Source organism: Sporosarcina sp. SAFN-015 (genome assembly GCF_059415085.1).
This window is the reverse complement of record NZ_JBPFDR010000005.1, coordinates 85,650-98,550: the sequence shown is the minus strand read 5'-3', so window position 1 is coordinate 98,550 and position 12,901 is coordinate 85,650. Positions and strand designations below refer to the sequence as shown.

The window sequence follows — 12,901 nt, the reverse complement described above, 5'->3', positions numbered from 1 at the left end:
CTCCCAATTTCTTGGGTAGTTGCTTTTTTCATTGATTAACCGGTAAATGGAAGCGACAATTTCAATTCGCTATAGGTGAAAAAGGAATATTAGCAGGCTCCATTCACATAAATTATATGTAGATTGAATGACCAACTAGCGATTATTGGGGAGTGAAATATGGGTGCTATTAATGGAAGAGATTATATTAACCGAATAAATCAGCTACATAATGAAGTTTGGTACGACGGTGAAAAAATTGCAGGGCCGCTCTCGGAACACCCAGCATTTAAAGGGCTCATTCATTCAAAAGCAGCACTTTATGATTTGCAGCATGATCCACAAATTAAAGATGAGATGATATTTATTTCACCGGTATCTGGAGAACCAATTGGTCTTTCCTATTTGCAACCGAAAACGAAAGAGGACTTAGTCCGAAGAAGAAAGATGATGCAACATTGGGCCAAGTATTCTAAGGGAATCATGGGAAGAAGCCCAGATTATTTGAATACGGTTATAATGAGTTTTGCTTCTTCAGTTAACTTTTTAAGAAATAAAGAAAATTGTTTTCCGAATAATCTACAAGCCTTTTATGAATACGCTAGAGAACATGACTTATCATTTACACATACATTTATTTCCCCTCAAGTAAACCGTTCTCAAATTTACATTGAAGACAGCGATGAGCCAATCGCTGCAAAAGTTGTGGCAACAAATGAAGAAGGAATTGTCATTAAAGGGGCCCGTCTTTTAGCAACGCAAGGGGGCTTAACAGATGAAGTTTTAGTATTTAGTGTTGGTAAGTTTTTACTCGATGAAGATCAAGCTTTCGCTTTTTCTATTCCTTCTAACACGAAAGGAATAAAATTCATTTGCAGGGATACATTCTTGGGAGGTCAATCTTCCTTTAACCATCCATTGAGCTCGCGGTTTGAAGAGATGGACTCGATCATTGTCTTTGACAACGTAGTAGTGCCTTGGAATAGAGTGTTTTTTTACAACAATGCAGAGGTTGCTGAAGAATTCCCATTTCAAAGCTCATTCCACTCCTTTGCAAAGCACCAAGTCGTGACCAGACAAATTGTGAAAACAGAGTTTGTATTAGGGATTGCTGAGCTTTTGATCGAAACAATTAATGTTAGTGGATACCAACATATACAGGAAAAGATGTCGGAAATCATCATAGGACTGGAAACGTTGAAAGCCTTATTGGAGAAATCGGAGAATAACGCGGAGGTAGATGAATGGGGTTATATGCGACCAGAAATGTTCCCGCTACAAGTAGCAGGAAACATCTTTCCTAAAATCTACCCTCGATTCACTGAAATTATCCAACTAATTGGAGCAAGTGGAATGATTGCATTGCCAACCGAAAATGCATTTCATTCTAGTATTAGAAATGACTTGGATCATTATCTTAAAGGAGCAACGAAGACGGCAGAGGAACGGGTAAAGATTTTTCGTTTAGCGTGGGATTTAACAATGAGCTCATTTGGAACGAGACAAACTCAATATGAGCGATACTTTTTTGGCGACCCTATTCGGTTGGCGAGCGATTTATATAAAAGCTATCCTAAAAATGAATATGTAGAGACGGTTAGTGATTTTTTACATCTGACAAGAGAAGAGTAACTCCCAAAATGTCGGGGGTTCTCTTTTTTAATGGCGGTTTACTCAAATAATTTTAACACTTATAATTTTGGAAGGGGGGGATTGATGTGATTCGTTTAGTAAATACAAACGATTTAGAACAAGCTGCTTCTTTAGTGACGATGGCTTATCCAGGGATGCAAATATCGGGAGAGGAAGCTCAAAAAGGATTTATTGAGAGACTGACACTCGAAATTGAATCAGAAAATAACTTGAAGTATTACGGATTGTTTAATGAACAAAATGAGTTGTTAGGGTTATATAAACTGCATGATCTGAATGGAAATGTAAACGGAAAGATGATTCGTATTTGGGGAATTGGCACGGTAGCCGTTCATTTTTTCCATAAGAAAGAAGGTATAGCGAAACAGTTGCTGCAGCATTTTCACGAGCTTGCTAGACAAGAAAATGTCGGGATTGTGTCGTTATATCCCTTTAGCACGTCTTTCTATCAAAAGATGGGATACGGCTATGGACCAACACGCTATCAATATAAACTGAAGCCTGCAAGCTTTCCAAATAGTGGTGATCGAAAGAAAGTTGTCATGTTGTCACCAGCCAATGAGGAAGAGATTGTTGCCGTATACAATGAATTCGTATCGATGCATCATGGCATGATCGAACGGACTTGGCATGAACGGAACTTAATTAAGAAAAAAGCTACGTATTATGCGGGAGTTTATGAGGGAAAAGAGTTAGTCGGTGCACTCGCTTATACATTACAACCGGTGAAAGATAGTCATTTTCTTCATCATGAAATGAATATTTTCGAATGGATATGGACGAAACCAAGCGCTTTCATTGATATGTGTACGTGGATCCATTCACAACAGGATCAAGTAGACCGTGTATACGTTCGAACACAAGATGAGTCACTCATCTATCAACTTGAAGATCCGAAGAATGATAGCAATCGTTTGATTCCGAGCGTTTATCATGAAATCGGAACGGTTGGTACAGGGCTCATGTATAGAATTAGCTCTATTACATCGTTTGTGGAACAAACGAATTTTCATTCGCTAGAGCGGCCTGATGGACCTGTTTCGATTTCTTTATTTGTTCAAGATTCATTTATTCAGGAGCAAAACGGGAGTTTCCGTTTAACATTTACGGAAGATTGTTGGAACATAGAGAAATTGTCCAATTCGATGGAAGAAGTCGACTTGTGCATTTCGATTTCAGATTTAAGTTCTTGGTGGATGGGCTGTGTCAGCTTGGAAAAGCTAGCCGAATATGGAAAAGTGGAAGTGAACAATTGGCACGCTAAGCAGTTGGATCGATGGTTCATGCCTTCTTCGAAACCAGTGTGCCTAACTTCTTTTTAATAATTAATCATTGTAAAGTGAGGGCAAGTCATGAGTATTTCGTATAAATTGATGTCTGCTATGACCTTTGAGGAAGCGCATGCTCTGTTTAACCGAGGGTTTGAAGGTTATGTAATGCCAATGAATTTACCGTTTGATACTTTCGTTGGCCGTTTCGGAAGTGATGGACTCTCTCCGGCACAATCAATCGTTGCGTATGATGGAGCAGTCCCATTCGGTTTTGTGCTCCAAGGGATAAGAGATGTCGATGGTCAAAAGATATCCTGGAATGGTGGAACAGGTATTATTCCAGAATACAGGGGGAGGAAGCTGGGGATTCCCTTGATGGAGGAAGCGGAAAAACTCTTAAAGGAAAATAATGTTTCTGTAGCGACGTTAGAGGCGCTTTCTGAAAACAAGCCAGCTATCTCTTTATATGAAAAATGTGGTTACAAAGTTGAGGATGATTTGCTCTTTTTACGGGCAAACGGGGTTCTAAATAGTCAACTGCCGGATCTTGATGGTTATGAAATGGTAAGAATTCCGGCTGCCCAATCGATTGGCTCAGATTTATTTCCAACTATTGTCCCTTGGCAAACGGATGCGAGTAATACTCCGAAAGTAGGTGGGGAAGCTGTTCTAATTACTAAGAATGGGGAAGTACAGGCAGCTTGTCTCATACGGAAAAAATGTGTGTTTGACACTGAGGCGGAAAGCATTACATTATTTCAAGTGAAGGAAAATGGGAATAAAGATGCTTTCAACAAACTTCTTGCTCACGCTTTGGAATATGACCAACCGATTAATCGCACAACTTATAACTTCCTAACAGGGAATGGTCGTGTTGTTTCCTATTTGCTTGAAAGCGGTTTTGAAAATACGCCAATATCTCAAGTTTTCATGACGAAAACTTTCTAAATTAACGAGTCGAATTGTACCGGTGCCTGGGCATCGTGCTTGTGCATAGGCACCGGTTAGAATTACAGTTCAGGAAAAGTAATTATCATTTCACCGTCGTTGTTGATTACTTCAATGGTTGCATGGTCAAATAGATAAGGTGTGTCACTTCCGTCTTGCGGCTTAATTTTTTCGTACATGTTTCTTACAGATAAAACCGGGAAAGTTACAGGTATGAATCGCCCTTTATGCAACACTTTCATATTACCCATTAAAAACAATTCTTTACTGGAAGCTGCAAAGCTTAAGTGGCCAACTTCCTTCTTTCCGCTTTCCGATAGCAATTTAACGTTTTGCAGCAATGAAATAATGCATAAGATGAAATCATTTATAACTTCGGGAGGCAGTTTTTCCAGACCTTGTTCAGTGAATAATGTATTGAAGCCATTCCGAATTTCTTTAAAGGAAAACATATTCTCGATTTTTTGCTTTTTACCTTTGCCTAGATTATTTATTATTTGCTTGCACTCATCGAAGAACGATTTCACATGACCCGTACAATTTTCTCTATGTACAATAAAATCTCCCAGTTCTTTAATTACTTTATTGTCTTGTGCATCATCTTTTACAAATAGAAGAAAGCTTAAAAGATCTTTTTCGTCAAACTTCCTATCTGCAAACTTTCTGTAATAATAATCAAAGATTTGTTGTTCTTTGTTGTCCACTGCTCTTCACTCCTTAACATCATGATGTAATCGCGGCATGCGTACATCCATTCCTCCATCATACCACGCAATGTTTCGTGAATAATATTATTTCGATTAAACCTACTTGAAATTATAATGTTGCACAAGGGAAACATTAGACATATAATAGCACTATCGATATGACAGTAAGAAGTAAGGAGAATAGATATGATGGATTATTTTTTAGGGCTAAGTCCAGTCTATCAAGCATTGATCGCCACATTGTTCACATGGGGGATGACTGCTATCGGGGCTGCTTTGGTCTTTACGACCAAGAAAGTTAACCAGAAGTTAATGGATGGTATGCTGGGATTTGCGGGCGGCGTAATGATTGCGGCCAGCTTTTGGTCGTTGCTAGCGCCCGCTATCGAAATGGCCGAGGCTAATAGTTCGTTTCCATCTTGGTTTCCTGCAGTTGTCGGCTTTTTATTGGGTGGCCTTTTTCTAGGAGTGGCGGATAAAATCATTCCTCACTTGCATCCAAGCTCTTCCATGAAAGATGCAGAAGGCATAAATCCTGCCAGCAAGCGACGAAGCACACTTCTTGTCTTCGCCATCACTTTGCATAATATACCTGAAGGTCTCGCGGTTGGTGTAGCATTCGGTGCAGTAGCGGCTGGAATGCCGTCCGCTACAATGGCAGCTGCAATTGCTTTAGCAATTGGAATAGGGATTCAAAACCTTCCAGAAGGGACAGCTGTTTCGATGCCGCTTCGCCGAGACGGGATGTCTCGCCGGAAAAGTTTCTTTTACGGACAATTCTCAGGAGCGGTTGAACCGATAGCCGCTGTGATTGGTGTACTTGCAGTGACAACGATGCAGCCACTTCTTCCATTCGCCTTAAGTTTTGCTGCGGGCGCAATGATCTTCGTCGTTGTGGAAGAGGTCATCCCAGGTTCGCAGGAAAATGGCAATAAGGATCTAGCATCGCTTTGTTTAATGCTTGGATTTGCTGTAATGATGATATTAGACGTCGCATTTGGATAAGAATAAAACTACAAAAGTACAGCCAGTGTGAATGATACCACTGGCTGTTTTATTATTTGTTTTCATATATACGATTTAAAATTTCAATTAAGGGAAAATAAAACTGACCGTAAATAGAGAAGGAGGGAGTAACATGGACAAGAAATACGAGGAGTGTCTCAAAGTAATTCAAGAATGTCTAAAAGCATGCAATACATGTTTTGACGCATGCTTAAAAGAAGAAGACGTCAAGATGATGGCTGAATGTATCCGATTGGACCGTGAATGTGCGGATATTTGCGCATTTGCTGTACAAGCGATCACGCGGAACAGTCCTTTCACAAATCAGATTTTAAATCTCTGTGCAGATGTGTGTGAACAGTGTGCTGAAGAATGTGCGAAGCATGAACATGAACATTGTAAGCGTTGTGCTGAAGCTTGCCGGAAATGTGCAGACGCCTGCCGTAAAGCAGCAGCATAAAAAAACTATGGAACTTTTCTGGAGTATCGAAACTATTTCCAGAAAGGTTCCATTTTATAATATATGTATCTATATCGTTTTATCACGCAAAAGTAAATTTGGGATGACGCGAATATAAATAAGTGAACCGATTAGCTCCACAATTGTTTGGGTTACAATTAGGGCTACAACTAACGAACTTACATTATCAGGCAATGCCAATGCAAAAGGAAGGACAACAAGTGAATTACGAGTAGCTCCGCTAAAAATTAGCGCGCGTCCTGTTTTAATCTCAAGCTTAAATAACATTACGATGATTCGAGAGATGACAGGCATAATGATCATAAAAGCGATATAAATCGGAATCACCTTACTAATTACATCTATGTATACATAAAGTTTCCCTATTTGTGAAGCTACAATAACAAGTAAGGTAAGAGCCATAAAAGGAACTGGAAGCCATGAGGAGAAATCAATAATGTTAGCTCCGATTCTTGCGTTTTTTGAATACAACTGGATCACTATTGCAATTCCTAAAGGGATGACAATTAACCCGAAAAATGCTTCAAGAAATGGTCCCACTTCCACGATTCCTACCGCTTTCCTTCCCATAAACAACGATAAATATAAAGGTAGTAGGATCATTTGGGTGACGAAAAGAATAGGAGTCGCCATCAGCAATAACTTTTCATTTCCCCGACCGAGAGCCGTAAAAACAATAACATAATCAATGCAAGGAGTTAACAAAACTAAATAAACGGCAAGCAATAATGGCGGATAATCCGGTAATAACTTGGTTAATAGCCATACGACAATAGGCACCGCCATATAGTTAACAGTAAGTAAAGCTCCAATAAAACGGCGGTTCTCAAATGGGTTTTTCAAAGATGCAAAAGGAATTTGAGAAAACATACTATACATCAATATACCAATGACTACAGTAATCGTAGTATCCAATCGACCAGCGAAGTCAGGTGCGAACAAACCTAATCCGGCAGCAACCATTATAACTATTGCATACAGTATTATTTGTCCTTCTTCTAATTTTTCTCGCGTCATCATTTCAGCAAACCCTCCGGTATGTTCCAATCCATAATTTCTCGTAGTACATCCACACTTCACTATAGTAGCATTCCAAAGATTCGATTGTAACGATCAAGGTTCGTGCTTTTTTCGTGCTTGGGAAAATTTTTTCGTGTTTAGTTCCTAAGAGAGTTTTAACCGAATTGGGCTCGATTGCATATAATAACTGTGCGCGTCAATTCAATATCATAGATTTTTCCGCGTGATGATATTGGAACTATATTATTTTGTTACTGCATAGGATAAATATATAGATTTGAATTGAAGGACTTGAGAATAATAAATTTAAAGAACTATAGAAATCTGGATAACTGTGACAATTCGCTGTAAAGGGGATGAGTAAGCCTATGCAAGAAACGATCAGCTTACATGATTTGATCAAAGTAGTTAGAAAGCGGTTTATATTCATTATCGGTACCGCCCTATTTGCAATGGCCATAACTGGAGTCATAAGTTACTTTTTCTTGACCCCTACTTACAAAGCATCAACACAAATACTTATAAATCAGAAGCAGACAGAACAATTCCAAGTTAGTGCTCAAGACATTCAGACGAATATTCAACTTATAAATACATATATCGTCATTATCAAAAGCCCTGCAATTCTTTCGAAAGTCATTGATATTTTGGAACTGGATACAACTCCGGCTTTACTTGAAAAAAAGATTAAAGTAGAAACTACACAAGATTCCCAAGTTATTAAAATAAGTGTCAACGATCAAGAACCTTATAGATCGGTAGATATAGCCAATACGATTGTAGAAGTTCTCCAAGAGGAAATCCAACTATTATTGAACGTTAATAATGTGTATGTCCTCTCGCCGGCGGTCTATCTCGAGAATCCAATACCCGCAAAGCCAAATCCGTTGCTGAATATGACAATCGCGGCTGTCAGTGGATTAATGATTGGAGTCGGAATGGCGTTTCTCCTTAATTATTTGGATATGACCGTTAAAACAGAGCAGGATATTGAAGAATTATTAGGTCTTCCCGTTATTGGGATTGTAAGTCCGATTGCGGAAACGGAACCCAATAGGATAAAAGGGGTATTAGGTCGTATATGGAGAAGGGGATAGTAGGATGTTTAAAAAGAGAAAGAAGAACAGTCGAACAGCTTCACGTAAACTTGTTGGTAGAGATGTCTCTAAGTCTCTCTCTTTAGAGCAATTCCGAATGATCCGAGAGAATATTATTTTTTTAATGCCGGATAAAAAAATAAAAACCCTTCTTTTTACCTCTACTTCTTCCGGGGAAGGAAAGTCGACAATGGCAGCAAATGTCGCGATAGTTTTCGCTCAAGCCGGAAAGAAAGTATTGTTAGTCGATGCAGATATGAGAAAACCAACGACACATTATACGTTTAGAACAACAATTTCGCCTGGTCTATCCCATGTTTTAAAAAGACAAGGGGGACTAAATGAGGTTATCAAAAGAACCCAATTCAAAGGGCTGGAACTTGTCACTTGTGGGACGATGCCAATCAATCCCGCCGAACTCCTTGGATCAAGTACAATGGATGATCTTATCACTGAAATGAAATCAAAGTATGACATTATTATTATCGACGCACCGCCAATTCTTTTAGTTGCTGACGCACAAATTCTTTCAAACAAATGTGATGGAACAATTTTAGTCGTTAGTTCTGGAAAAACCGAGAAAAACGACGTTAAAAAGGCGAAGGGATTGCTAGAAACTTCCAAGGCGAATGTCTTAGGAGTCATATTGAACAATTATAAACTTGAAAAGGGCCATTATTATTATAATTACAATGGTGTTAAGGGGGAATAGGAAGTATCAATTTATACTCTTTTACTGCTAGGAAGGAGAGACAAATGATTGATATGCACTGTCACGTTTTGTTTGGTGTAGACGATGGACCAAAAACAATTGAGGATACAATACGTATTGTGGAAAAAGCAGTGAAAGAAGGAATTACAGATATGATTGCAACACCGCATGCATTCAGTCCTCATTACCATGTCCCCAAAAAAGAGATCGAAGGTCAAATTCGACTTCTTACAGATAGTCTGCGTGCAGGGAAATATCCAATCAAACTTCACACCGGACAAGAAGTGCGACTTCATGAAAACGTCATAGAAAAAATAATAGAGGGTGAAGCGATGACGCTTGCAGGGTCACGTTATTTACTACTCGAACTGCCGTCACAATCTATTCCACTTTATATAGAAAGAGTCATACAATCGATGCTTGAATATAACACTATACCAATTATTGCACACCCTGAACGGAACAGTGCCATTGCTCAGAAACCCGCGCGACTCGAGCGGTTGATTCGACTTGGAGCATTTGCACAGGTGAATGCAGGAAGCCTATCAGGTCATTTCGGGAAAAGAGTTCAACGACTTTCAATTCAACTTGTCGAAGCAAATCTAATTCATACATATGGATCGGATGTTCATGATACAAAGGCGAGGCCGTTATTGTTCAATGAAGGACTTCGCTATCTAGAAAAAAAGAAAAAACACGATAGTATTGACATTTTATTAGAAAATAACGAGCGTATTTTAAAAGACGACGCGTTCATTGTTCTAGACCCGGAAATTCCAGTGAAAAAAAAATGGTGAAATCAATGAGCTAAGCCCCAGTTACTTTCAAGTCTAGCGAGTATTCTGGAAAGGAGACAATTATGTAAAGACGTCATTTGACTGCGACGCTTACTATTTACATAGTTGGGTTGGGAAGGAGTGGGAGGGGCCCTCGTGTTAATGAAAATGAAAATGAGAATGAGTATACTCGCAATTATCGATTCCCTTATTGTTCTATTTTCGATCTATGTCGGGTATTTCATCTTGTATCCGCACATCAATGTATTTACTAATAAAGTGCTCTTCATATGCGTCATCACAATTCAAATTGCACATCATTACTTTGCGTGGAAGTTTGGGCTTTATAGAAAAGCCTGGTCCTACGCGTCGACTGGTGAACTGAATTCGATCTTCAAGGCAGTAACGTTGACTATAACAGTTGTCATGGTCGTCCAACTTGTCCTCATGTATAACGTATCTTATAGAGCGCTCATTCTCACATGGATGCTGCATATTCTTTTAATCGGAGGATCGAGATTATCTATTAGACTCATGAGTGAAACGGTAAATCGACAAAAGAACATTGAGGCAACCCGCGTAATGATTGTCGGAGCAGGGAAGGCAGGGACAATGATAGCTCGCCAAGTCCTCCAGAATCCCGAATCAGGAATGAAACCTGTACTATTCGTTGATGATAATCGATCTAAAACCGGATTAGAGATTTATGGAGTGAAAGTTGCAAGCGGCACAATGGATATTCCGAAGCTCGTAAAAGAATATGATATTGAAAAAATTGTTATTGCTATTCCATCCTTATCAAAACAGAATATGGTGAGCCTTTCAAAACGGTGTATTGAAACGGGAGTAAAGACAATGACAATCCCACGTATCGAGGATTTGATGACGGGAAAAGTTTCTGTCACTGACATGCGTGACGTAAAAATAGAAGATCTCCTCGGTAGAGAAGAAGTTGAGCTTGATTTGAAAGCAATTGAAGAAAAGCTTGCAAATAAAACAATTCTTATCACAGGCGCGGGAGGGTCAATAGGGTCTGAAATTTGCCGGCAAGTAAGTAAATTCAAGCCTAAAAGTATCATACTTATAGGTCATGGTGAAAATTCAATTTACAACATAGATATGGAATTACGAAAGAATGTGGATGTTCATACAAAAATTATCCCGATTATTGCTGATATTAAAGACCGTTTGAGGATCTTAGAAATAGTCAGTGAGTTTAAGCCGGATGTTATCTATCATGCGGCAGCATATAAACATGTCCCTTTGATGGAAGCAAATCCAAAGGAAGCCGTCAAAAATAACATATTCGGTACGAAAAATATCGCCGAAGCGGCAGACGCGTATGACGTCACGTATTTTGTCATGGTCTCTACGGACAAAGCAGTTAATCCTACGAATGTCATGGGTGCGTCGAAACGGTTCGCTGAAATAATTGTGCAGAACCTTGCGAAAGAAAGCAAAACGAAGTTTGCTGCAGTGCGTTTTGGGAATGTGTTAGGGTCTCGAGGAAGTGTAGTCCCACTGTTTAGAGAACAGATTAAAGAAGGCGGCCCGATTACTGTCACAGACCCCGAGATGACAAGATATTTTATGACAATACCAGAGGCTTCTCAGCTTGTCATTCAGGCTGGTACGCTTGCTATGAAGGGAGAGGTGTTTGTACTCGACATGGGCGAACCGGTAAAAATAATCGATTTGGCAAAAAACTTAATTAAACTATCGGGGTATAGCGAAGATGAAATAGAAATAGTTTTCTCTGGAATTCGTCCAGGCGAAAAACTTTTTGAAGAGCTTCTGAATGAAGACGAGATTCAAACCAATCAAATCTTCCCTAAAATTTATGTAGGAAAATCAGCACCGATAAGCAAGGAAGAAATGAACAGCATACTTGAAAAACTTTTGGATATGCCGGTAGATGAAATGACGAAGACGTTAATTGAAGTAGCTAACCGCAAAACATCTGTAGCATGAAATATATTTTAATATTGAATGGGACAGAATATAGTATTCATGAAGTTTAGATTATTATCATTCGACTATACGAAGGAGATAATAATGAATTCGAACAAAATGATCCCCATCCTTCTTGGTGTTGCATTGAGCTCTACATCCTTTACGAAAGTAAGGTTTTTTGGACCTGTTGGAATAGGTGAATTGTTATTAACAATTACGGTAATCATGCTGGTCATTCAACTGGCATACAACCAAAAAATATATGTAACTGAAAAAAGTATTAAACTTGTTTCTCTTTTATATTCATTTATATTATTGGCTTTCATTTCAAATCTTTTCGGCGCGTTCAAAGGATCAATTGAAATTATAGACTTTAGGGATACAATTGCATTTTTACTACCAATCGTTTTAATCATTCTCGTAGTACATTTACCTGATTATCAAGACGTATTAACAAAAGCCGCTCTATTTTTTTATATTTTTTCGCAAGTATATATTTATTGCTGCTTATTGTATATATTGTTCATTCGTAAAATCTTCTATATAGATTTCCTTTATTATTACTCGACAAGATTTAGTGGACTTTCACTTAACCCCAATCAATTAGCAATATTGACCCTACTCCTTCCAATTATCTCTTTATATTTAATGAACAGTAAAAAAATACCGGTTTACCTAGGATTTCTAAATATAGTCGCAGCTGTCTGGGTCGGATTAAAAATAGAAAGCGATGCCTTAATATTGACTTGGATCGTATCACTTCTTATATATTGTTACGTTATTTTCTTCAAGGCGATGAAATTTAAAAAAAATGTAAAAGTGATCATAAATATTTTCGTCCTTTCATTTCTTGTAAGTATGCTGAAAATATCATTAGATATTGTTAAAAGTGTATCAAATTCGTTTAACGAAGTAAGCAATCAATCGTCTATAAGATATATCTTATGGGAAAACGGAATAAAAGCATTCGCTGGATCACCTTTAATTGGAAATGGAACTAAATCACAATCTGGCTTAACTTCTCCTTTCGAAGGAGTGGAAGCACATAATACGTTAATCGATTTAATTTCTATGTTAGGTCTACTTGGATTAATAATTATTCTACTACTATTCTTTTGGGCGACTATTAATTCACGAAATAATCTATATTACCTTATTTTATTATTACAAGTATTATTTTTTTCTAACTTTCACAATGTAATGAGGCAACCGATATTCTGGTTTGTCCTATTTATTCTATTGTTGAATAGTCAAAAGCAGGAATTGATACCATCCAATGTAGGGAACGAAATTGGCTAG

At 38.3% G+C, this 12,901-nt stretch carries 12 protein-coding genes; 10 read left to right on the top strand and 2 right to left on the bottom strand.

All coding sequences use genetic code 11. The features are described 5' to 3' along the window. Window positions 1-159: 159 nt before the first annotated feature. The 3 genes from hpaB to ACR65H_RS10625 all read left to right on the top strand — a co-directional run bounded on the left by hpaB (window position 160) and on the right by ACR65H_RS10625 (window position 3,851). Entirely contained in the window at window positions 160-1,611 is a 1,452-nt protein-coding gene (hpaB, locus tag ACR65H_RS10635) for a 4-hydroxyphenylacetate 3-monooxygenase, oxygenase component (RefSeq protein WP_440500217.1), read from the top strand. Window positions 1,612-1,697: 86 nt separating this feature from the next. Then, entirely contained in the window at window positions 1,698-2,954 is a 1,257-nt protein-coding gene (locus ACR65H_RS10630; RefSeq protein WP_440500215.1) for a GNAT family N-acetyltransferase, read from the top strand. 30 nt (window positions 2,955-2,984) lie between these two features. Continuing rightward, window positions 2,985-3,851, top strand: coding sequence for a GNAT family N-acetyltransferase (locus ACR65H_RS10625; protein ID WP_440500214.1), 867 nt, complete (start codon window positions 2,985-2,987; stop codon window positions 3,849-3,851). A 62-nt stretch (window positions 3,852-3,913) separates the two neighbouring features. Here the strand turns inward: ACR65H_RS10625 and ACR65H_RS10620 are convergent, their stop codons facing one another. Then, a complete protein-coding gene (locus ACR65H_RS10620; protein WP_440500213.1) occupies window positions 3,914-4,555 on the bottom strand; it encodes a hypothetical protein in 642 nt (213 codons plus the stop codon). A gap of 189 nt (window positions 4,556-4,744) precedes the next feature. On the opposite strand from ACR65H_RS10620, the gene ACR65H_RS10615 reads away from it, so the two are divergent. Further along, the gene (locus tag ACR65H_RS10615; protein WP_440500212.1) at window positions 4,745-5,563 is read left to right on the top strand and encodes a ZIP family metal transporter; all 819 of its coding nucleotides are present in this window, start codon (window positions 4,745-4,747) and stop codon (window positions 5,561-5,563) included. A gap of 133 nt (window positions 5,564-5,696) precedes the next feature. Next, entirely contained in the window at window positions 5,697-6,023 is a 327-nt protein-coding gene (locus ACR65H_RS10610; protein ID WP_440500211.1) for a four-helix bundle copper-binding protein, read from the top strand. A 69-nt stretch (window positions 6,024-6,092) separates the two neighbouring features. Here the strand turns inward: ACR65H_RS10610 and ACR65H_RS10605 are convergent, their stop codons facing one another. Next, window positions 6,093-7,064 carry an arsenic resistance protein gene (locus ACR65H_RS10605; RefSeq protein ID WP_440500210.1) on the bottom strand — a complete coding sequence of 324 codons (972 nt, stop codon included), beginning with the start codon at window positions 7,062-7,064 and terminating at the stop codon, window positions 6,093-6,095. Between the two features lie 356 nt (window positions 7,065-7,420). Between ACR65H_RS10605 and ACR65H_RS10600 the strand changes: the two genes are divergently transcribed. The 5 genes from ACR65H_RS10600 (at window position 7,421) to ACR65H_RS10580 (ending at window position 12,901) form a co-directional block, all read left to right on the top strand. After that, window positions 7,421-8,161: a YveK family protein gene (locus tag ACR65H_RS10600; protein ID WP_440500209.1), complete on the top strand. Its 741-nt coding sequence runs from the start codon at window positions 7,421-7,423 to the stop codon at window positions 8,159-8,161. A 4-nt stretch (window positions 8,162-8,165) separates the two neighbouring features. After that, window positions 8,166-8,873, top strand: a complete 708-nt coding sequence (locus tag ACR65H_RS10595; RefSeq protein WP_440500208.1) for a CpsD/CapB family tyrosine-protein kinase — start codon at window positions 8,166-8,168, stop codon at window positions 8,871-8,873. A 44-nt stretch (window positions 8,874-8,917) separates the two neighbouring features. Further along, window positions 8,918-9,670: a tyrosine-protein phosphatase gene (locus ACR65H_RS10590; protein WP_440500206.1), complete on the top strand. Its 753-nt coding sequence runs from the start codon at window positions 8,918-8,920 to the stop codon at window positions 9,668-9,670. Between the two features lie 141 nt (window positions 9,671-9,811). Further along, on the top strand, window positions 9,812-11,620 hold the full coding sequence (locus ACR65H_RS10585; protein ID WP_440500386.1) for a polysaccharide biosynthesis protein: 1,809 nt from the start codon (window positions 9,812-9,814) through the stop codon (window positions 11,618-11,620). 84 nt (window positions 11,621-11,704) lie between these two features. Further along, window positions 11,705-12,901 (top strand): O-antigen ligase family protein, encoded by a 1,197-nt coding sequence (locus ACR65H_RS10580; protein ID WP_440500205.1) that lies wholly within the window; start codon window positions 11,705-11,707, stop codon window positions 12,899-12,901.